The sequence below is a fragment of the Nocardioides sp. P4_G4 genome (genome assembly GCF_056401085.1).
Genome location: NZ_JBFUKA010000006.1, coordinates 1 through 19,676 on the forward strand (window position 1 = coordinate 1; position 19,676 = coordinate 19,676).

The 19,676-nt window shown below is 73.4% G+C and carries 22 protein-coding genes; 15 read left to right on the forward strand and 7 right to left on the reverse strand.

Annotation, left to right across the window (positions count from 1 at the left end; genetic code table 11):
- The 7 genes from AC1DQF_RS02405 to AC1DQF_RS02435 form a co-directional block, all read left to right on the forward strand.
- A partial coding sequence (locus AC1DQF_RS02405) for a hypothetical protein (RefSeq protein WP_477523613.1) occupies window positions 1-367 on the forward strand: 367 nt, incomplete at its 5' end.
- A 53-nt stretch (window positions 368-420) separates the two neighbouring features.
- Window positions 421-951 carry a DoxX family membrane protein gene (locus AC1DQF_RS02410; RefSeq protein ID WP_477523614.1) on the forward strand — a complete coding sequence of 177 codons (531 nt, stop codon included), beginning with the start codon at window positions 421-423 and terminating at the stop codon, window positions 949-951.
- Between the two features lie 20 nt (window positions 952-971).
- The gene (gene aroA / locus AC1DQF_RS02415) at window positions 972-2,252 is read left to right on the forward strand and encodes a 3-phosphoshikimate 1-carboxyvinyltransferase (protein ID WP_477523615.1); all 1,281 of its coding nucleotides are present in this window, start codon (window positions 972-974) and stop codon (window positions 2,250-2,252) included.
- Complete coding sequence (gene rsgA, locus AC1DQF_RS02420; protein WP_477523616.1) at window positions 2,249-3,250, forward strand: ribosome small subunit-dependent GTPase A; 1,002 nt, start codon at window positions 2,249-2,251, stop codon at window positions 3,248-3,250. Before aroA ends, rsgA begins: the two co-directional genes overlap by 4 nt.
- A gap of 73 nt (window positions 3,251-3,323) precedes the next feature.
- On the forward strand, window positions 3,324-4,238 hold the full coding sequence (locus AC1DQF_RS02425) for an inositol monophosphatase family protein (protein WP_477523617.1): 915 nt from the start codon (window positions 3,324-3,326) through the stop codon (window positions 4,236-4,238).
- Window positions 4,239-4,310: 72 nt separating this feature from the next.
- Window positions 4,311-4,742, forward strand: coding sequence for a CBS domain-containing protein (locus AC1DQF_RS02430; RefSeq protein ID WP_477523618.1), 432 nt, complete (start codon window positions 4,311-4,313; stop codon window positions 4,740-4,742).
- Window positions 4,743-4,763: 21 nt separating this feature from the next.
- Window positions 4,764-5,132, forward strand: a complete 369-nt coding sequence (locus AC1DQF_RS02435; protein WP_457207441.1) for an FKBP-type peptidyl-prolyl cis-trans isomerase — start codon at window positions 4,764-4,766, stop codon at window positions 5,130-5,132.
- Between the two features lie 19 nt (window positions 5,133-5,151).
- Here AC1DQF_RS02435 and AC1DQF_RS02440 read toward each other — a convergent pair whose 3' ends face one another.
- Both AC1DQF_RS02440 and AC1DQF_RS02445 read right to left on the reverse strand, forming a co-directional pair.
- Entirely contained in the window at window positions 5,152-5,421 is a 270-nt protein-coding gene (locus tag AC1DQF_RS02440) for an RNA-binding S4 domain-containing protein (RefSeq protein WP_477523619.1), read from the reverse strand.
- A 4-nt stretch (window positions 5,422-5,425) separates the two neighbouring features.
- Entirely contained in the window at window positions 5,426-6,736 is a 1,311-nt protein-coding gene (locus tag AC1DQF_RS02445; protein ID WP_477523620.1) for a DUF445 domain-containing protein, read from the reverse strand.
- Window positions 6,737-6,813: 77 nt separating this feature from the next.
- Between AC1DQF_RS02445 and AC1DQF_RS02450 the strand changes: the two genes are divergently transcribed.
- From AC1DQF_RS02450 to AC1DQF_RS02460, 3 genes are all read left to right on the forward strand, one after another.
- Entirely contained in the window at window positions 6,814-7,209 is a 396-nt protein-coding gene (locus AC1DQF_RS02450) for an FAD synthase family protein (RefSeq protein ID WP_477523621.1), read from the forward strand.
- A gap of 111 nt (window positions 7,210-7,320) precedes the next feature.
- Window positions 7,321-8,778 carry an MXAN_6640 family putative metalloprotease gene (locus tag AC1DQF_RS02455; protein ID WP_477523622.1) on the forward strand — a complete coding sequence of 486 codons (1,458 nt, stop codon included), beginning with the start codon at window positions 7,321-7,323 and terminating at the stop codon, window positions 8,776-8,778.
- A gap of 59 nt (window positions 8,779-8,837) precedes the next feature.
- The gene (locus AC1DQF_RS02460; RefSeq protein WP_477523623.1) at window positions 8,838-10,436 is read left to right on the forward strand and encodes an MXAN_6640 family putative metalloprotease; all 1,599 of its coding nucleotides are present in this window, start codon (window positions 8,838-8,840) and stop codon (window positions 10,434-10,436) included.
- A gap of 33 nt (window positions 10,437-10,469) precedes the next feature.
- Here AC1DQF_RS02460 and AC1DQF_RS02465 read toward each other — a convergent pair whose 3' ends face one another.
- Window positions 10,470-11,066, reverse strand: a complete 597-nt coding sequence (locus AC1DQF_RS02465) for a TetR/AcrR family transcriptional regulator (RefSeq protein WP_477523624.1) — start codon at window positions 11,064-11,066, stop codon at window positions 10,470-10,472.
- A gap of 28 nt (window positions 11,067-11,094) precedes the next feature.
- Here AC1DQF_RS02465 and AC1DQF_RS02470 point away from each other — a divergent pair, with 28 nt between their 5' ends.
- Genes AC1DQF_RS02470 through AC1DQF_RS02490 form a run of 5 tightly spaced genes read left to right on the forward strand, consistent with a single transcriptional unit; the run spans window position 11,095 to window position 15,587 of the window.
- A complete protein-coding gene (locus tag AC1DQF_RS02470) occupies window positions 11,095-12,345 on the forward strand; it encodes an acyl-CoA dehydrogenase family protein (protein WP_477523625.1) in 1,251 nt (416 codons plus the stop codon).
- Entirely contained in the window at window positions 12,342-13,103 is a 762-nt protein-coding gene (locus AC1DQF_RS02475; protein WP_477523626.1) for an SDR family NAD(P)-dependent oxidoreductase, read from the forward strand. The genes AC1DQF_RS02470 and AC1DQF_RS02475 overlap by 4 nt, the downstream gene beginning before the upstream one ends.
- Window positions 13,096-14,169 carry a phosphotransferase family protein gene (locus AC1DQF_RS02480; protein ID WP_477523627.1) on the forward strand — a complete coding sequence of 358 codons (1,074 nt, stop codon included), beginning with the start codon at window positions 13,096-13,098 and terminating at the stop codon, window positions 14,167-14,169. Before AC1DQF_RS02475 ends, AC1DQF_RS02480 begins: the two co-directional genes overlap by 8 nt.
- Before the next feature lie 7 nt (window positions 14,170-14,176).
- Window positions 14,177-14,833 (forward strand): histidine phosphatase family protein, encoded by a 657-nt coding sequence (locus tag AC1DQF_RS02485; protein WP_477523628.1) that lies wholly within the window; start codon window positions 14,177-14,179, stop codon window positions 14,831-14,833.
- 7 nt (window positions 14,834-14,840) lie between these two features.
- Complete coding sequence (locus AC1DQF_RS02490; RefSeq protein ID WP_477523629.1) at window positions 14,841-15,587, forward strand: SDR family oxidoreductase; 747 nt, start codon at window positions 14,841-14,843, stop codon at window positions 15,585-15,587.
- A gap of 27 nt (window positions 15,588-15,614) precedes the next feature.
- On the opposite strand, the gene AC1DQF_RS02495 is transcribed toward AC1DQF_RS02490, so the two are convergent.
- Genes AC1DQF_RS02495 through AC1DQF_RS02510 form a run of 4 tightly spaced genes read right to left on the reverse strand, consistent with a single transcriptional unit; the run spans window position 15,615 to window position 19,646 of the window.
- Window positions 15,615-16,454 (reverse strand): glycosyltransferase family 2 protein, encoded by an 840-nt coding sequence (locus tag AC1DQF_RS02495; RefSeq protein ID WP_477523630.1) that lies wholly within the window; start codon window positions 16,452-16,454, stop codon window positions 15,615-15,617.
- A complete protein-coding gene (locus tag AC1DQF_RS02500) occupies window positions 16,451-17,467 on the reverse strand; it encodes a glycosyltransferase (RefSeq protein WP_477523631.1) in 1,017 nt (338 codons plus the stop codon). The genes AC1DQF_RS02495 and AC1DQF_RS02500 overlap by 4 nt, the downstream gene beginning before the upstream one ends.
- The gene (locus AC1DQF_RS02505; RefSeq protein ID WP_477523632.1) at window positions 17,464-18,543 is read right to left on the reverse strand and encodes a glycosyltransferase; all 1,080 of its coding nucleotides are present in this window, start codon (window positions 18,541-18,543) and stop codon (window positions 17,464-17,466) included. Before AC1DQF_RS02505 ends, AC1DQF_RS02500 begins: the two co-directional genes overlap by 4 nt.
- On the reverse strand, window positions 18,540-19,646 hold the full coding sequence (locus tag AC1DQF_RS02510; protein WP_477523633.1) for a glycosyltransferase family protein: 1,107 nt from the start codon (window positions 19,644-19,646) through the stop codon (window positions 18,540-18,542). The genes AC1DQF_RS02505 and AC1DQF_RS02510 overlap by 4 nt, the downstream gene beginning before the upstream one ends.
- Window positions 19,647-19,676: the final 30 nt, after the last annotated feature.

Consider the following 19,676-nt stretch of genomic DNA (forward strand, 5'->3'; position numbering starts at 1 on the left):
CCCCACGACCGACCCCACGACCGACCCGGATCCGCAGCCGTCGGTGCGCGACCTGGTCATGACCGTCAGCGCTCCGGTGGGCAACGGCGCCAGCGTCGACCTCACCGCGACCGTGGTCGGCATCCCGGCCGGCGAGTCGGCCACGCTGGTCGTCACCGGTGACCCCGTGCTCGTGCAGGTGCGCGGCGCCCAGTGCAGCCCCTGGAGCGGCGGTCGGATGACCTGCACGGTGACCGACTCGAGCCCGCTCACGGTCCACGCCGTCTCCGGCGCCCGTGGCACCTCGCGGCTCACCTTCACCGCGACCAGCGACGACGGACCGGACACCACGCCCGAGGACAACACCGTCACCGTCGTCTGGGACTGACGGGCCTCCGCCGGGGTGGAGCCGGTGTCGTCCGGGTCGTGTAGGAATGACCCATGACCGTCACCAGACTGATCGCACGCCCCATGCTGGCCTCGATGTTCGTCGTGGGCGGCATCAATGCCCTCAAGAACGCCTCGTCGCTCGGCCCGGCGGCCCAGCCCATCGCCGACAAGGTCGTCCCCCTGGCGCAGAAGGCCGTCCCCCAGGCGCCGATCCCCACCGACGCCACCACGCTGGTGCGCATCAACGCCGTCGCGCAGATCACCGCCGCCGCGGCCCTGGCCACCGGCCGCGCGCCGCGGCTGGCCTCCACGGTCCTGGCCGCCTCGCTGCTGCCGACCACGCTGGCCGGACACCGCTACTGGGAGGAGTCGGACCCGGCTGCCAAGGGCAACCAGAAGGTCCACTTCTTCAAGAACGTCTCGATGATGGGCGGCCTGCTGCTCGCCGGTGTCGACACCGAGGGCAAGCCCGGCCTCGCGTGGCGCGCCCGCCGGGCCGCCGCCGACGCCAAGCGCGAGGCCCGTCGGCTGGCCAGGGACGCCCGCCACGAGGCGCGTCTCGCCAAGGCACAGCTCACCTGAGTGATCGGTAGGGTGCGCGGGTGACCGAGACCTGGCCCGCGCCCCGCCCGAGGAGCCCGGTGGCGAGCGTGGTCTCGCTGCCGGGCAGCAAGTCGCTGACCAACCGCGCCCTGGTGCTGGCCGCGCTGGCCGACGGGCCCAGCGTCGTACGACGTCCGCTGCGCTCGCGCGACACCCTCCTGATGGCCCGGGCGCTGCGGGCCATGGGCACCGGCGTCGAGGACCGGGACGACGACTGGGTCGTCACCCCGCGGGCCATGGTCGGCGACGCGGACGTCGACTGCGGGCTGGCCGGCACCGTCATGCGCTTCGTCCCGCCCGTCGCCGGACTGGCGACCGGACGCATCGCCTTCGACGGCGACCCCCACATGCGCAACCGCCCGGTGGGCGAGGTGCTCGGCGCCCTGGCCTCGCTGGGCATCCGCGTGGAGGACGAGGGGCGCGGGGCCCTGCCCTTCACCGTGGCCGGCACGGGCGCCGTCCCGGGCGGGACGGTGGTCGTCGACGCGAGCGCCTCCTCCCAGTTCATCTCCGCGCTGCTCCTCGCCGGTGCGCGCTACGAGCGGGGCGTGGACGTGCTCCACGACGGCAAGCCCGTCCCCTCGCTCCCGCACATCGAGATGACGGTCGCCATGCTGCGCGAGCGGGGTGTCGAGGTCGACGACTCCGACGCCAACCGGTGGGCGGTCGCACCGGGCCCCGTCGCCGCGGTCGACCACGCGGTCGAGCCCGACCTCTCCAACGCCGCGCCCTTCCTCGCCCTCGCCGCCACGACGGGCGGCCGGGTCACCGTCCGCGACTGGCCGGCCCGCACCACCCAGCCGGGCGACGCGCTGCGCGACGTGCTCACCCGGATGGGCTGCACCGTGGAGGACGTCACCGGCCCGGACGGCGGCCTGCGCGTCACCGGCCCGGGCACCATCGCCGGCATCGACCTCGACATGCACGACATCGGCGAGCTCACCCCCGCCGTCGCCGCCCTCTGCGCCCTCGCCGACTCCCCCTCGCACCTGCGGGGCATCGGCCACATCCGTGGTCACGAGACCGACCGGCTCGCCGCCCTGGCCACCGAGCTCACCGCGCTCGGCGCCGACGTGACCGAGCACGCGGACGGCCTCACGATCCGGCCCTCGCAGCTGCACGGGGGGACCTTCCACACCTACGCCGACCACCGGATGGCCCACGCCGGCGTCATCATCGGCTCGGCGGTGGACGGGGTGCTGGTCGAGGACATCGCGACGACGGGCAAGACCTTCCCCGACTTCCCCGGCGCCTGGTCCAGGGCGGTGGGTCAGGCGTGAGCGGTCGCTACAGCGAGCACGACCACGAGCACTACGAGCGCCCGCGGCGTCGTACCAGGCCGCGCACCAAGGACCGCCCGACGTACGACGACGCCGTCGACGGCGTGGTCGTCACCGTCGACCGGGGCCGGTTCACCCTCCTCATCGCCGGCGCCACCGTGATGGCGATGAAGTCGCGCCCCCTCGGTCGCAAGGGCGTCGTCGTGGGCGACCGGGTGCGGGTCGTCGGCGACACCTCGGGTGTCGACGGGTCGCTGGCCCGGATCGTCGAGGTCGTCGAGCGCACCACCACGCTGCGGCGGACCGCCGACGACGACGACCCGGTCGAGCGCGTCATCGTCTCCAACGCCGACCAGCTCGTGGTCGTCACCGCCCTGGCCGATCCCGAGCCCCGCCCGCGGCTGATCGACCGGGCCCTCGTCGCGGCGTACGACGCGGGCATGTCGCCGCTGCTGTGCCTGACGAAGGCGGACCTCGCCGACCCCGAGACGCTGCTGTCGACCTACCGCTCCCTGGGCGTGCCCTGGGTGGTCACCGAGCGCGGGGGCGACCTCGAGGAGGTGCGCGCCGCGCTGGGCGGGCACACCAGCGTGCTGGTCGGGCACAGCGGCGTCGGCAAGTCGACGCTGGTCAACGCGCTGGTGCCGACGGCCCACCGCGACGTCGGCATCGTCAACGCCGTGACGGGTCGCGGCCGGCACACCTCGACGTCGGCCTACATGCTCGCGCTGCCCAGCTCGAACGACGTCGACGCGGGCTGGATCATCGACACCCCCGGCATCCGCTCCTTCGGCCTCGCGCACGTGCAGCCGCAGGACCTCATCGGGGCGTTCCCCGACCTGGAGGAGATGACCGAGGACTGCCCGCGCGGGTGCACGCACGGCACCGAGGAGCCGGAGTGCGGCCTCGACGTGGCGGTCGCGGCCGGGGAGGCCGACGTGGAGCGCGTGCAGTCGTTCCGTCGCCTGCTCGCCGCCCGGTCGCACGACGACTACTGAGCCGGGCTGCGCCGCGGACGGCGCGAACACCCGGAATGGCCCCCGCGACCGGACCAGCCCATAACCTGTGGACATGCCCCTCACCGGACCCGGCCACCTCGGCGCAGGCCACGACAGCTACCTCGACGACCTCCGGTTGGCCCACGTCCTGGCGGACGACGCGGACTCCCTGACCCAGGCCCGGTTCAAGGCGCTCGACCTGCACGTGATGAGCAAGCCCGACCTCACGCCGGTCACCGACGCCGACCAGGCGGTCGAGGAGGGCATCCGTCGCACCCTGTCGCGGGTCCGCTCGCGCGACGCCGTGGTCGGCGAGGAGCAGGGCTCGACCGGGCACAGCCAGCGGCGCTGGATCGTGGACCCGATCGACGGCACCAAGAACTTCGTCCGTGGCGTCCCCGTCTGGGCGACCCTGATCGCGCTGGCCGTCGACGACGAGGTGGTGCTCGGCGTCGTGTCGGCGCCCCAGCTGCAGCGCCGCTGGTGGGCGTCTCGCGGCCAGGGCGCGTGGACCGGTCGTTCGCTGCTCAAGGCGACGCAGTGCCAGGTCTCCGACGTACGCCGCCTCGAGGACGCCTCGCTGTCCTACAGCTCCTTGTCGGGCTGGGACGAGCGGGACCGGCTCTCCGACTTCGTCTCGCTGTCGCGTCGCTGCTGGCGCACGCGCGCGTACGGCGACTTCTGGTCCTACATGCTGCTGGCCGAGGGCGCGGTGGACATCGCCGCCGAGCCCGAGCTCGAGCTCTACGACATGGCCGCCCTCGACGTGATCGTCCGCGAGGCCGGGGGGCGCTTCACGTCCCTCGACGGCACCGACGGCCCCTTCGGCGGCAACGCCCTGGCGACGAACGGGCACCTCCACGAGGCCGCTCTCGGCTTCCTGGGCTCGCTGCCCGACGACCACGACGACCCCGACTACCGGCCCTCGCGACCGGGCTCGGTGCACGAGCTGCGGAGCCGGCAGACGCCCCCCACGGTCGTCGACTGATCTCACCCTGTCGCTCGGCCCTCCGAGTGGCTAGCGTGGTGGAGCACCAACCGCGAACGCCGGAGGTGGCCCATGCACATCCACGACATCCTCACCGCCAAGCCGAGCCCGCAGGTGGTGACGATCGGGCCCGACGCCCCGGTGCGCGACCTCGTGGCCCTGCTGGCCGAGCACAACATCGGGGCGCTGATCGTCAGCTCCGACGGCTCGGCGGTCGACGGCATCGTCAGCGAGCGCGACGTCGTACGCCGCCTCGGCACCGACACCGCCGTGCTCGACCTGCCGGTGCGCGAGATCATGACCGTCGACGTGCGGACCTGCACCGGTGACGACGACGTCACCGACCTGATGCGGACGATGACCGAGCTGCGCGTCCGGCACCTCCCGGTGGTGGCCGACGGGAGCCTGACCGGCATCATCAGCATCGGGGACGTGGTGAAGCACCGCATCGGCGAGCTCGAGTTCGAGCGCGACCAGCTCGACCACTACGTCCACCAGACCTGACACCCATTGGAAGGCAGTGACATGGACAAGCCCGACGTCGACCCGCACATGGGAGACGCCCCCGCCGAGCTCGAGGTCACCGACCTCACCGAGGGTGACGGTGCCGAGGCCACGAGTGGAGCGACCGTGTCGGTCCACTACGTCGGGGTCGCGCACTCGTCCGGCGAGGAGTTCGACGCCTCCTACAACCGCGGCACCCCGCTCCAGTTCCGCCTCGGCATCGGCCAGGTCATCCAGGGCTGGGACGAGGGCGTGCAGGGCATGAAGGTCGGCGGCCGTCGTCGCATCGTCATCCCGCCGCACCTGGGCTACGGCGACCGGGGCGCCGGTGGCGTCATCAAGCCGGGCGAGACGTTGATCTTCGTGGTGGACCTGCTCGAGGTCCGCTGAGGCATCCCTCGTGCAGCGGTCACCAGGGGACGTCGATCTCGGCGTCCCCGGTGGCCACCCGGGCCGCGGCCGGGCCCAGCGTGACGACGTCACCGGGCACGAGCTGCCGGCCCCGGCGGGTCTCCACCTCGCCGTTGACGCCCACCACACCGTCGGCCAGCAGCGGCTTGGCGTCCGAGYCGCTCTCGATGAGGTTGGCGAGCTTGAGGAACTGACCCAGGCGGATCGTCTCGTCGCGGATCGGGACGTCCACCGCGTCGTGGGCGCCGGTGCCGGTGTCTTCGCTCATGGGATCAGTGAACCAGCAGCGAGACCGCGTGGATCAGCACGCCGACGAGTCCACCCACGATGGTGCCGTTGATCCGGATGAACTGGAGGTCGCGGCCCACGTGCAGCTCGATGCGCCGGGCCGCCTCCTTGCCGTCCCAGCGCTCGATCGTGTGGGTGATGACCGTGGTGAGCTCCGCCCCGTAGCGCGAGATGCCGAAGACCACGACGTCGGCGGCGGTGCGGTCCAGCCGCTCCCGCAGCGAGTCGTCGGAGCGCAGCCGCCCTGCGAACGAGTTGAGCTCCTCGAGGAGCCGCTGGCGGACGGCGCCGTCGCGGTCGTGGACCGACGTCAGCAACGCGGACCGCATCGCCTTCCACAGCGAGATGGCGGTGGTGACGACCTGCGGGTGGTCGAGCAGCCGCTCCTTGAAGCGCTCGGCCCGGTCCTGGGTCGCGTCGTCGACCAGCAGGTCGTGGCCGAGCTGGGCGAGCATCGAGTCCAGGGCCGCGCGGGCGTGGTGGTCGGGGTTCGACCGGATGTCCTCGATCCAGCGGACGGCCTCGATGTGGAGGCGGTGGGTCAGGGCCTCGTTGAGCCGCGGGGGCGCCCACCAGGGGGCGCGCTCGCTGAGCACCTCGATGAACGTGTCGGGGTTGTGGACCAGCCACCGGTGCAGCTCGTCGAGGCCGAGGTCGACCACGCCGTGGTGCAGGTCGTCGCGCACCATCTCCGAGACCAGGCTGCCCAGCAGCGGGGCGAGCGGCTCCTCGCGGAAGCGGGGCACGAAGGCGTTGGTCACCAGGTCGGCGATGTGCTCGTCGCGGATCTTCCCCAGGGCGATGGCCGCGACGTCGGCCACCTCGTCGACCACGCGGCGGGCGTTGGCCGGGTCGGAGAGCCAGTCGCCGACGCGGGCGGAGATCGTCGCGGCGTCCACGCGCTCGCGGATGATGTCCTCCTGGAGGAAGTTCTCCCCCACGAACTCCTCGAGTCCCTTGCCGAGCTCGTCCTTGCGCTTGGGGATCAGGGCGGTGTGCGGGATGGGCAGCCCCATCGGGTGCTTGAACAGCGCCGTCACGGCGAACCAGTCGGCGATGGCACCGACCATCGAGGCCTCTGCCCCGGCGTTGACGAAGCCCCAGAAGCTCTCGCGGCCCAGCGTCGCGACGTACACGACGGCGGCGAAGACCAGCAGCGACACCGCGACGGTGCGCATCCGGCGCAGCCCGCGACGGCGCGCCTCGTCAGAGCCCGGGTCGGGCGTGATCAGCGGGACCGACGGGGAGGACACCGGAGGGGACACCGGGTCCGTGGGTGGGGACTGCGCAGCCATGGGCCCGATCCTCCCCCGCGGCACCACACCGGCGCACCCCGGCGTCCACCCCGAAGGGCGACGGATAGATTGCGCCCATGTCTCGCACGGTCATCACCTTCGGCACGTTCGACGTGTTCCACGTCGGGCACCTGCGCGTGCTGGAGCGTGCCGCGGCCCTCGGCGACCGCCTCGTGGTCGGGGTGTCCGCCGACGCCCTCAACATGCGCAAGAAGGGCCGGGCGCCGGTCTTCAGCGAGCGCGAGCGGATCGAGATCGTGTCCGCGTTGCGGTTCGTCGACGAGGTCTTCGTCGAGGAGAGCCTGGAGCTCAAGCGCGACTACGTCCTCCGGCACGCGGCCGACGTGCTGGTGATGGGCGACGACTGGGCGGGCCGCTTCGACGAGCTCTGCGACGTGTGCGAGGTCGTCTACCTCCCCCGGACGCCGGCGATCTCCACGACCGCCATCATCGAGCACATCGCCGATCTCTGACCCGGCGGCGCCCGCGGGGCCGACGGCCGGCCCCGACGACCGGCTCCGAGGACAGGGGGTACGACGCCTCGGGTATGTAGCCTGTCGGGACGCCATCCCCGGAAGGACTCCGTGACCGACAACCCGGTGCGCACCCTCGCCACCCTCGCCCTCGCGGCCTGCCTCGCCCTCGGTCTCGTGACCCCGGCCGACGCCGCGCCGACCGCGCCCACCGCGTCCGGTGTCCTGAACGCCCCGACCCTCGGGGACGGCGCCCCCGACACGCTCGAGCTGCGGGACCAGTTCTTCGGCGCGGCCACGGCCGGCGCGCGCACCTCCTCCGCCCGGGCCGCCCTCCCCCGCCCCGACTGGGACCCCTCCCTGCCCCAGGGCCGGGCGTGCACCGACCTGGTCTGCCTGCACTACGTCGGGGCCTCGGGCGACGCCCCGCCGATGGCCAGCAGCACCGGTGGCACCCCGGACTGGGTGACCCTGACCCTCACCACCGCCGACGCGACGTTCGCCCGGATGACCCAGCTCGGCTGGCCGCTGCCGCCGAGCGACCGCGGCGCGGGGGGCACCCCCCAGTTCGACATCTACCTGCAGGACCTCGGCCGACGGGGCCTCTACGGCTACTGCGCCCCGGAGCAGATCGTGCCCGGCGAGCGCAACGTCGCGTCGTCGTACTGCGTGCTCGACAACGACTTCGCCGAGTTCCCGCTGCCCCCGACGCCCAGCATGCGGGTGACGGTCGCCCACGAGCTCTTCCACGCCGTGCAGTTCGGGCTCGACGCGCGCGACGACGGCTGGTTCCTCGAGGCCACCGCGACCTGGATGGAGGAGCAGGTCACCGACGACGTCAACGACAACCGTCAGTACCTGCGCCACGGCCAGCTCGGCGACCCCGGCACCCCGCTCGACACGTTCGACTCCGGCCTGGGCTCCTACGGCAACTGGATCTTCTTCCAGCGCCTCAGCCAGCACTTCGGCACCGGGGCGGTGCGCCAGGTCTGGGCGCGCGCCGACGGGCACGTGGGTCGGCGCAACGACTTCTCCGTGCGGGCCATCAAGCGGTACGTCGAGTCCCGCGGCGTCTCGTGGCCCCGGTTCTACGCCGGGTTCGTCGCCGCCAACCGCACGGCCCGCTCGTCGTACGACGAGGGGTCGGCCTACCGACCGGCCGCGCCGCAGGCCAGGGTCCGGCTCGGCCGCGGCCGCAGCACCTGGTCGCGCGAGGTCACCCTGGACCACCTCACGGGGCACGTGGTCTCGCTCCGCCCCGGGCCGGGCCTCCGGCACGGCCGCCTGCGCCTCACCGTGGACGCGGGCCGTCAGGCCACGGCCCCCGCCGCGCACGTGGTGCTCATCGGTCGCCACGGCGTCATCGCTCGCAGCCCGATCCGGCTCGACCGTCGCGGCCACGGCTCCCGGGTCGTGAAGTTCCACCGCCCGCGGGTGCGCCGCGTCGAGCTGGTGCTGGCCAACGCGTCGACCCGCTACACCTGCAACCGCGGCACCCAGTTCGCCTGCCACGGCAGGTCCGGCGATGATCGCCGGGGCTTCCGGGTCACGGCCCGGGTCCTGCGATGACCGTGCGGCCACGCTCCGCACCGACACACCGGCCCCGCGGGGCCACGAAGGGAATCCACGTGCGCTCCATCCTCGTCCTGCTGTCCTTCCTCACCAGCACGGCCACCGCGCTCGCGCTGGTGCCCGCCGCGCCGGCCGGCGCTGCGGGCGCCGGCCACGGGGCGGACCGCGGTGGGGACCGGGTGGCGGTCGCGCGTCCTCCGCTCCCGCGGACCGCGCCCGTGGCGCTCGCCCCGAAGGCCTCGCCGCGGGCCGCGCTCGACCTGGCCGGCCGGGTCCTGACCGGTGACGCCCGCACCGGCGACCCGTCGGCCACCGTCGCGCTGCGGGACCTGTGGCTGGCCCGCCCCGACCTCACCGGCGCCGACGCCATGGAGGCCGAGGCACTGCTCGCCCGCCCGACCGACGGTCCGAACGACCCCTTCGGGAACGGCTACACCGTGCCCTCGACGCAGACCTGCGGCGCCCACGTGTGCGTCCACTACGTCACCTCGACGGCCGACGCCGCGCCCAGCACCGACTGGGTCGGCCTCACCCTGGCCACCCTGGAGAACACCTACGCCCGCGAGGTCGACGACCTCGGCTACCGCGCCCCGCTGGCTGACGGCAGCGTCGGTGGCGACGACAAGCTCGACGTCTACCTGAAGGACCTCGGCACCGGCCTCTACGGCTACTGCGCGGCGGAGTACCGCAAGAAGGGCCGCACCGCGAGCGGCTTCTGCGTGCTCGACAACGACTACGCACCCGCCCAGTTCCCCTCCGGCACCTCGCCCCAGAACAACCTCACCGTCACGGCCGCGCACGAGTTCTTCCACGCCGTCCAGTACGCCTACGACTTCAGGGAGGACCCCTGGATGATGGAGTCCACGGCCACCTGGATGGAGGAGCGGGTCGCCGACGACATCGACGACAACCGCCAGTACCTCCAGTACAGCCAGCTCAAGTCGCCGTTCGTTCCGCTCGACGCGTTCAGCTCGACGTACGGCTTCCAGTACGGCAACTGGATCTTCTGGGAGTACCTCAGCCAGGCCTACTCCCAGGGCATCGTCAAGAAGGCCTGGAAGGCCGCCGGCAGCCTCAGGAAGGACGGCGGGCGCTACTCGGTCCAGGCACTGCAGTCGGTGCTGCGCCGCAAGGGCGGGCTGACCGACGTGTACGCCGACTTCGCGGCCGCCAACACGATGCCCGGCCTGGTCTACGAGGAGGGTGCGGCGTACGGCGACACCCCGCCCCTCGCCGAGGCCACCCTCACCCGGACGGCGCGCTCCTGGAAGAAGGCGGCCCGGATCGACCACCTCGCCGGCGACTCGGTGCGCCTGCACCCGGGACCCGACCTGGCCGCGAAGAAGTGGCACCTGCGGGTCCGGGTCGACGCCCCCTCCCGACGGTCCTCCCCCGCCGCGACGCTCCTGGTCCACAGGACCGACGGCACCATCACGAAGAGGCGCATCCACCTCGACGGACGCGGGAACGGCACCACCACCGTGCCCTTCAGCGCGGCGACGGTGGGCACCGTGACCGTGTCGCTGGCCAACGTCTCGACCCGGTTCGACTGTGGCCGGGAGACGACGCAGGCCTGCGCCGGCGTGGCCCGTGACGACAACCAGAAGTTCACCGTGACGACGAAGGCCGTGAAGAAGGCCACGCGCCGCCACTGAGGGCCATCACGCGCCCCGGGGGCCGCGGCGTCGTCAGGCGCCCTGGGCACACAGCGCCGTCAGGGCGCGCTCGCAGTGCGCGACCAGTGCCTCGAGGGTGTGCGCCCGGTCCTCGGGACGGCCCGCGCTCCACGTGAGCGCCCGGTCCTCGACGTAGGCCCACCAGGCATGCACGACCTCGCGCAGGGCCGGGTCGAGGTCGAGGGCCGCGAGCACCCTGTCGGTGGAGACCGAGCGCACGCTCTCGTGCACCTGGGCCAGCCGCGGGTCGGCCACCCCGCTGCCGTGCACCAGCGTCAGGTAGAACGCCCGGCGCCGGTCGATCTGCTGGACCATCGCCGTGATCATGGTGCGCACCTGGACGGGTCCCGCGTCGCCCTCCGACGGCGCGGTGTTGCGCAGGATCCGGCGCCCGGCCGCGGCGATGCAGGCGAGGTAGAAGTCGGTCTTCGTCGGGAAGTAGTGGAACAGCAGGCCACGTGAGATGCCCGCCTCCGCGGCGACCTGGTCCATCGACAGGTCCTGGATCGGGGTGTCGATGATCTGCGACAGCCCGATGCCCACCAGCTGGCGGCGCCGGTCGTCGGCGCTGAGCCGGCGGCGTACGGGATCGGACACACTATTGAGCATTGCTCAACAGTGTGCGTAGGGTCAACCCATGGACTTCTCCCTCTCCCCCCGTGCCGCCGACCTCCTCACGCGGGTGCGCGACTTCGTCGCCACCGAGGTCGAGCCGATCGAGGCCGACGTGCACGCCGGCATCACCCAGCGCCGGGAGAGCGGCGGCGACCACTGGACGCCGGACCCCCGGATCAAGGAGCTCCAGGCCAAGGCCCGCGCGCAGGGCCTGTGGAACCTCTTCCTCCCCCTCGAGCACGCCGGGCGGTACGCCGCCGACTTCGGCACCGACGGCGGCCAGGGGCTGAGCAACGTCGACTACGCGCCCCTCGCCGAGGCGATGGGCAGCTCGTTCCTGGCCCCGCTGGTCTTCAACTGCAACGCCCCCGACACCGGCAACATGGAGGTGCTGCTCCGCTACGGCACCGACGAGCAGCGGGCCACCTGGCTCGAGCCGCTGCTGCGGGGCGAGATCCGCAGCGCGTTCTGCATGACCGAGCCCGACGTCGCCTCCTCCGACGCGACCACCATGGCCGCGACCGCGGTCGTCGACGGCGACGAGGTCGTCATCAACGGCCGCAAGTGGTTCTCCACCGGCGTGGGCAACCCCGACTGCAAGATCCTGGTCTTCATGGGGCTCACCAACCCCGACGCCGACCGTCACTCGCGCCACACCATGGTGCTGGTCCCCCGCGACGCCCCCGGCGTGAAGGTCGAGCGGATGCTCACCACGATGGGCTACTACGACGAGCCGCTCGGTCACGGCGACGTGACCTTCGACGACGTCCGCGTGCCGCTGGGCAACATCCTGCTCGGCGAGGGACGCGCCTTCGAGATCGCCCAGGGCCGGCTCGGACCGGGTCGCGTCCACCACTGCATGCGCGCGATCGGGCTGGCCGAGAAGGCCCTCGAGCTCGCCTGCCGGCGGGCCTCCTCGCGCGTCGCCTTCGGCAAGCCGCTGGCCGGCCTGGGCGGCAACCGCGAGCGCATCGCCGAGGCCCGGATCGCCATCAACCGCTCCCGGATGCTCGTCCTGCACGCCGCCTGGCTGCTCGACCAGGGCCTGTCGGCCGAGGCGATCTCCGCGGTCAGCGAGATCAAGGTCGAGGTGCCGCGGATGGCGCTCGACGTCATCGACATGGCCATCCAGCTTCACGGCGGCGCCGGCATGACCGACGACTTCCCGCTCGCGGCGGCGTACGTCGGGGCGCGCACGCTGCGCCTCGCCGACGGGCCCGACGAGGTCCACCGCAACGTGGTGGCCAAGATCGAGCTGGGCAAGTACCGGTGAACCGTGTCCTGGTCACCGGGGCCGCGTCCGGCCTCGGCGCCGCCCTCGTGACCGCCTTCCGGGCCCGCGGCGACGAGGTGCTCGCCACCGACCGCGTCGCGGCCGAGGGCATCGACCTCGTCCTCGACATCACCTCCGGCGACGACTGGGCCTCCGCCGTGGCGGCCGTCGAGCAGCGCTGGGGCGGGCTCGACGTGCTGGTCAACAACGCCGGCGTGGCCGGCGGCGGCCGGATCGACCGCTCCACGATCGAGGAGTGGCGCCGGATCACCGAGGTCAACCTGTTCGGCATCGTCCGCGGCGTCCAGGCGTTCACCCCGATGCTCAAGGCGCAGGGGTCCGGGCACATCGTCAACGTGGCCTCGCTCGCCGGCCTCGTGCACCCGGCCGGGATGGGCTCCTACAACGCGACCAAGGCCGCCGTGGTCGCCTTCACCGAGACGTGCGGCCACGAGCTGGCCGGCTCCGGGATCCGCGCGAGCGCCGTGTGCCCGTCGTACTTCCGGACCAACCTGATGAGCTCGATGCAGGGCAGCGACACCGCCCTCGGCGAGATCGTCCGGGGACTCGTCGAGCGCTCCCCCGTCACGGCCGACCAGGTCGCGGAGGCGGTCCTGGCCGGGATGGACGCCGGCGACGACGTCATCGTCCCCGACGAGGCCGCCCGCCAGGCCTACGGCCTCAAGTGGGCCGACCGACCGGCGTACGACCAGGTGATGCGCGCCCAGGCGGCCAAGCTGGCGGCCACCGATGGCTGACCCGGTCGCCGGCGCGAAGCTGGTCCGCGACGAGGACGCCTTTGACGTGGGGGCGGTCGCCGCCTGGCTGCGCACCCACGCCGCCGACGCCACCGGCCTCGGCGGCACCCCCGAGGTGCGCCAGTTCTCCGGCGGAGCCTCCAACCTCACCTACCTGCTCCGCTACCCGGCGCGGGACCTGGTCCTGCGCCGCGCGCCGGCCGGCACCAAGGCCCGGGGCGCGCACGACATGCACCGCGAGTTCGCCATCCAGACCGCTCTCGCGCCGGTCTTCGCCTACGTCGCGCCGATGGTCGCCTTCTGCGACGACCCGTCGGTCATCGGTGCCGACTTCTACGCGATGGAGCGCATCGACGGGGTGATCCCCCGCAGCGAGTGGCCGCGCGACGTACCCCTGTCCTCCGAGCAGGCGCGGGAGCTGTGCCTGCGGGCCGTCGACGTGCTCGTCGAGCTGCACAGCGTCGACGCCGACGCGGCCGGCCTCACCGACCTCGGCAAGGGCACCGGCTACGTACGACGGCAGGTGGAGGGCTGGTCGGTGCGCTACCGCAACGCCCGCACCGACGACGTGCCCGACTACGAGGACGTGATGGCGTGGCTGGCCGAGCACCAGCCCGAGGACGTCGCGACCTGCGTCATCCACAACGACTACAAGCTCGACAACCTCGTCCTGTCCGCCGACGACGTCACCCGCGTCGTCGGCGTGCTCGACTGGGAGATGGCCACGCTCGGCGACCCGCTGATGGACCTGGCCGGCTCGATGGCCTACTGGGTCGAGGCGGACGACGACGACGGTTGGCAGATGATGCGGCGGGTGCCCACGCACCTGCCCGGGATGCTGACCCGCGACGAGTTCGTGGCGCGCTACTGCGATCGGATGGGGCTGTCGGTCACCCCCGAGCAGTGGTGCTTCTACGAGGTCTTCGGCCTGTTCCGGCTGGCCGTGATCGCCCAGCAGATCTACTACCGCTACGTCGCCGGTCAGACCACCAACGAGGTCTACGGGCTCTTCGGCGACGCGGTGCGGATGGTCGGCACCCGGGTCGACGGGCTGATGCGCCGGTGAGCGCGCGGTGAGCCAGGTCCTGCTGGTCCGACACGGCCAGGCGTCCTGGGGGGCCGACGACTACGACGTCCTCTCCGGGCGCGGGGTCGAGCAGTCCGCCGTCCTCGGCGCCGCCCTCGCGGCCCGCGGCGTCGAGCCCACCGTCCTGGTCGCCGGCGCGATGCGGCGCCACCACCAGACCGCCACCGCGGCCCTCGAGGCCGCCGGCTGGAAGCCCGAGGTGGTCACCGACGAGGGGTGGAACGAGTTCGACCACCTCCAGGTGCTCTCCCGCCACCCCGCGCCCGAGGGGGTGGACGTGATGTCGAGCCCGGGTCTGTTCCAGAGCTGGTTCGCCGAGGCCACCGGCCGATGGACCGGCGGCGCGCACGACGCCGACTACACCGAGTCCTTCGCCTCCTTCACCGACCGCGTGGAGGGCGCGTTGGCGCGTGCCGCGGCATCGGTGGCCGACGGCGGCACCGCGGTCGTCTTCACCAGCGGCGGCCCGATGGGCTGGGCGGCCGCCTCGGCGCTCGGCGGCGACGCCGCGCTCTGGCTGCGCCTCAACGCGGTCACCGTCAACACCGGCGTCACCAAGCTGGTCAGCGGCAGTCGTGGCATCACCCTGCTCACCGTCAACGAGCACTCGCACCTCGCCCCCGACGCCGTCACCTACCGATAGGAACCCCATGTCGACCGTCCTCATCACCGGCGCCTCCTCGGGCCTCGGCGCCGAGATGGCCCGCCAGTTCGCCGCCCTCGGGCACGACCTGGCGCTGTGCGCGCGGCGTACGGACCGGCTCGAGACGCTGCGCGACGAGATCGCCGCCGCCCATCCCGGCGTACGCGTGGAGCTCCGCGCGCTCGACGTCACCGACCACGACGCCGTGTTCCGCGTGTTCGGCGAGTTCCGCGACGCCTTCGGCACGCTGGACCGGGTGGTGGTCAACGCCGGCCTCGGCAAGGGCCAGCCCCTGGGCACCGGGCGCTTCGACGCCAACCGGGAGACCGCGACGACCAACGTCCTCGGGGCGCTCGCGCAGACCGAGGCCGCCGCGGAGATCTTCCGCGCCCAGGACGCCGGCCACCTGGTGATGATCTCCTCCATCTCCGCCATGCGCGGGATGCCCGGCAACATCACGACGTACGCCGCGTCCAAGGCCGCGGTCGCCCACCTGGCCGAGGGCTTCCGCGCCGACGTCATGGGCACCCCGATCAAGGTGACGGTGCTCTACCCCGGCTTCATCGTCTCGGAGATGTCGGCCACCTCGAAGGCCACGCCGATGGTCGCCTCCACCGAGCGCGGCGTGCGGTCGATGGTCGCGGCCATCGAGAAGGAGAAGGCGTCCGCGAGGGTCCCCGGCTGGCCGTGGGAGCCCGTGGGGTTCGCGCTCAAGCACCTGCCGCTCCCCCTCGCCCGCCGGCTGATGGGCTGACTGGCTGGCCCGGCCCGGAGAGCTGGCTCAGGCGCGGGTCGCGACCCGTCCCGACGACGTCAGCCGCCACTCCCCGTCCTCGCGCTCGACGAGCCCCATCCGCTCGAACTCGAGCAGCCACCCCTCCATCGGCCACCGTCCCCAGCGCCGTCGGAACAGCGCTCCGTTGTGCAGGATGTCGGCGAGGTGCTGCACCGGCGGGGACGACGTCGGGTGGTGCTGGTGGTAGGCGCGCGCGCTGCCGAGCCATCCCATCGTGAGACCGGCGGCGGTGGCCGAGGCGGCGAAGTCGGTGTCCTCGGCGCCGTAGCCGACGTAGCTCTCGCAGAACCCGCCGGTACGCCGCCAGCCATCGGCGTGCACCGCGAAGGACAACGACCAGAAGAGGTCCGGGTCGCCCCCGAGGCTGCGCTCGCCGGGGGCCGGGGCGGGCCGTGACGGGTGCGGGGCGTCCAGGGCGTCGAGCCCGTCGAGCGGATAGCCGTGCTCCCCCGGCGGCTGCAGGTAGGTGACGGGCCCGGACCACAGGACGTCGCGGCACTCGCGGGCCGCGTCGGCGTACGCCTGGACGAGCGAGGGACCGGCCAGGCAGTCCACGTCGAGGAAGACGAGCACGTCCGCCCCCAGGGACAGCGCCCGGGAGGCGGCCGCGTTGCGGGACGCGGCCAGCGGCAGCATCCCCGTCTGGACGTGGACCTCGACGACGTCGGGCGTGGGCGGGGCGGCCGGGTGCCACCCCACCACCGAGCGGTCCCCCATGGCGCTCACGACGTAGTGGTCGGGCGCACCACCTCGGGCGAGGCTGGCGTGCTGGGCCCGCAGGTGGGCCCCCCGGCCGTGGACGATGGTGAGGACGGCGACGGTCACGACCCCGCCTCCGTCCCGGACTCGGCCGCCACGGCGTGCACGACCCCGACGAAGCGGTGCACGGCGCGTCCGTCGCACCACGAGGCCCACCGCTCGCCGTCGAGCCGCGCGGCCAGGTCGAGCCGCGCACCCCAGCCTCCGTCGGGCCAACGCTCGTGCACGACCACAGGCCAGCCACCCCGGGCCAGCACCCCGGCCGTCGTGCGCTGCTCGTCGTGCGGGCGCTCCTGCGGGACGACCACGGCCGGCCGACGGGCCGTCGCGACCTCGGCGAGGGCGTTCTGGCCCGCGTGGGTGACGACCACGTCGGCGTCGCGCAGTGCCGCCGTCGGGTCGTCCACCCACGTCCCCGAGGGCCCCCCGAGCACCTGCCAGTCCCAGCCGGGCGCGGACGCCCGGGCCTGCTCGAGCGCCTCGGCCGTGGGGCCGCCGCCCCCCGAGCCGTTGAGCACGACCACACGTCGTACGCCGTCGTCGCGCCGACGCCCGGCCAGCTCGTCGCCACCGAAGCGCGACAGCGCCCCCAAGCAGCGCAGCCGGGCCGCGTCGGCGGGGGCGAGCCCGCGGACCATGCCCCGTGCGGACTCGGGCCAGAAGGACACGAGCTCGCTGGAGAGCCCGAACCCCGCACGGTGGGGGGCGTCGCCACGATCCCCCGGCAGGACCACGGACACCACGGGCACCCCGTGCAGGCGGGCGAGCATCGCCACCTCCACCGAGACGTCCGAGACCAGCACCGACGGCCGGTGCTCGGCGATCCACGCCGACACGGTCGCCATCCGGCACCGCAGGCCGTCGTCGTCGAGGGGCGCCCAGTGCAGCTGCCCCCGCGCGGAGGCCTCACGCGGACCCGGACCGGCGTCGTCGCGGGCCAGCTGCACCCACTCCCCCGTCCACTCCCCGGGTCGGGGCAGCGAGGAGAGCCCGACGACGGGCAGGCGGCACGCGGCCGCCAGCACCAGCGCCCGGTGGAGGTGACCGTGGCCGTGGTGGTGGACGTAGTAGGCGATCACGCGACCACCCGCGGCCGCTCGAGCGCCTGGGCGTAGACCTGCTCGTAGGCGTCCACCATCCGCTCCAGCGAGCAGTGCTCGACCGCCGTACGCCGCACCACGTCCCGGTCGAGCCGGGCCGCGGCCACCATGGCGTCGGCCAGTGCCCCGGGATCGTGCGGGTCGGCGAGCACCCCACCGCCCGGCACGACCACCTCGCGCATCGCGCCGCGGTCGAGGGCCGCCACGGGGGTCCCGCAGGCCATCGCCTCGGCGGCCACGAGACCGTAGGGCTCGTCCCAGTCCGGGGTCACCACGGCGACCCGCGCCGCGCCGACGAGCTCGCACAGTGCCCGCTGGTCGAGGTGCCCGACGTGGCGCACGTCGTCGCCCAGCCGCGGTCGGACCTCGCGCTCGACGTACTCCTCGTCCAGCACCGGGCCCGCGAGCAGCAGCGGCATCCCAGCCCGTCGGGCGGCGTCGATGGCCAGGTGCGGTGCCTTCTCGGGGACCATGCGCCCGCTCCAGACGGCCGGCCCGCCCCCGGGTCCCGGCACCCACCGGTCGGTGTCGACGCCGTTGAGGATCGCCCGGCTCGCGACCGCGTCCTGCCAGGCGTCGGCCGTGCACTGGCTGACCGAGACGAAGACGGCGCGCGGCGAGACGTGGGCCAGCGCCGACCGCAACCACGGGGTCGGCGGCGTGTGCAACGACGTCACCATGGGGATCTGCAGCACGTCGGCCATGGCGACCGGGAGGTGGTGGATGCTGTTGTTGTGGATGACGTCGAAGCGCTCGTGCCCCCGACGCATCAGGTCGAGCATCAGGCCCTGGTAGGCGTGGTGCTCCTGCATCCACCAGTGCGGCGGGTTCGACGTGTCCGACCGCTCTCCCACGCCGGGCTCCAGCTGCTCCACCGCCAGCTCCTCGACGCCCAGCGCCGGGTCCGAGCCGGGTGCAGCGAACAGCGTGACCTCGTGGCCGCGCTCCGACAACCGCCGCGCCAGGGCGTGGGTGTGGGCCTCGAGGCCCCCGGCGAAGGGCTCGCGGATGGGGAACCTGCTGGACCCGATGATGCAGATCCGCAGCGGCCTCACGCCAGCAACCTTCGGTAGAGGTCGAGGTGGGCCGCCGCGACGCCCGCACGCTGGTCGCGGCGCGCGTCGAGGTCGGCCGGCGGGGGCGGGTCGGTGCGCGCAGTGCGGAGGGCCGCGGCCAGGGAGTCGGCGTCGTACCGGTGCTCGTCCATGCGGTAGGTGAGGATCGGTCCCTGGTCGGCGTAGAAGCCGCAGTCGGGCGCCACGACGGTGGTCCCCAGGTCCCGACAGGCCTCCAGCCACCCGGAGTGGGTGCCGAAGCGGTAGGGCAGCACGGACACGTCGAGGCCGGCGAGGTAGTCCCAGAGCTCGTCGTCCGACAGGTAGTCGTGGACCTGCAGCTCCAGGTCGCCACGCTGCTGCGCCTCCTCGATGTACGCCGCCAGCGCCGCGTCTCGTCGCGACCCACCCTCGTCGAGGACGTCGCGGTGCCCGTTGACCAGCAGCCGGGCGTCGGGCACGGCCCGCACCTGCTCGACCAGGGTCGGCAGGATCGCGAGCGGGTCCATGCTGGCCCGCAGGCTCTTGACGTGCAGTCCCACGGTCCACGGGCCACCGGCCGGCCGCTCCCGCAGGGTGCGGGCCGTGTCGAGGTCCACGACGTGGGGGTGCGGCAGCACGAGCGCCTCGACACCCCACCGACGGGCGATCTGCGCCGCGGCCCCGGCCGTCAGCGTGATGACCGCATCGGCCGCGGGCACCAGCACGTCGAGCTGCGCATCGTGCTCGCGCCGGTCCGCGTGGTGGGGGTTGCGCAGGTCGTGCACCGTGACGACGAGCGGGATCCCCCGACGACGCAGCACCCCCACCAGCTCGCGCAGCTCGTCGGGCGTGCACGTGTCGAAGCCGAACTGGACGTGGAACACGTCGATGTCCGCGGTAGCGGCCCAGTCGGGCCGCAGCATCACGGGTGGCCACCAGCGCTGCTGGGCGGAGCGGCGCGGGTCGTCGGGGTCCGGGTCGCGCAGTCGCTCGACCGCGTCCACGCCGTCGACGGGCGACAGGTGCCGGACGTAGACATGACCGGAGGGCACGCTCGCGATCCGCAGCGTCCCGCTGCCGGACCGGGCGTCCCTCCCCAGGGCCTCCCTCGTGATGCTCACGCCAGGTGTCGTACCCCGTGGGACAGGACC

What these genes read in the sequence shown, in the direction of transcription:
- AC1DQF_RS02470 (WP_477523625.1), top strand. Translation starts at nt 11,095, where the DNA reads ATGGACTTCTCCCTCTCCCCCCGTGCCGCCGACCTCCTCACGCGGGTG.
- AC1DQF_RS02410 (WP_477523614.1), top strand. Translation starts at nt 421, where the DNA reads ATGACCGTCACCAGACTGATCGCACGCCCCATGCTGGCCTCGATGTTC.
- AC1DQF_RS02480 (WP_477523627.1), top strand. Translation starts at nt 13,096, where the DNA reads ATGGCTGACCCGGTCGCCGGCGCGAAGCTGGTCCGCGACGAGGACGCC.
- AC1DQF_RS02445 (WP_477523620.1), bottom strand. Translation starts at nt 6,736, where the DNA reads ATGGCTGCGCAGTCCCCACCCACGGACCCGGTGTCCCCTCCGGTGTCC.
- AC1DQF_RS02490 (WP_477523629.1), top strand. Translation starts at nt 14,841, where the DNA reads ATGTCGACCGTCCTCATCACCGGCGCCTCCTCGGGCCTCGGCGCCGAG.
- AC1DQF_RS02430 (WP_477523618.1), top strand. Translation starts at nt 4,311, where the DNA reads ATGCACATCCACGACATCCTCACCGCCAAGCCGAGCCCGCAGGTGGTG.
- AC1DQF_RS02465 (WP_477523624.1), bottom strand. Translation starts at nt 11,066, where the DNA reads ATGCTCAATAGTGTGTCCGATCCCGTACGCCGCCGGCTCAGCGCCGAC.
- AC1DQF_RS02435 (WP_457207441.1), top strand. Translation starts at nt 4,764, where the DNA reads ATGGACAAGCCCGACGTCGACCCGCACATGGGAGACGCCCCCGCCGAG.
- AC1DQF_RS02425 (WP_477523617.1), top strand. Translation starts at nt 3,324, where the DNA reads ATGCCCCTCACCGGACCCGGCCACCTCGGCGCAGGCCACGACAGCTAC.
- AC1DQF_RS02450 (WP_477523621.1), top strand. Translation starts at nt 6,814, where the DNA reads ATGTCTCGCACGGTCATCACCTTCGGCACGTTCGACGTGTTCCACGTC.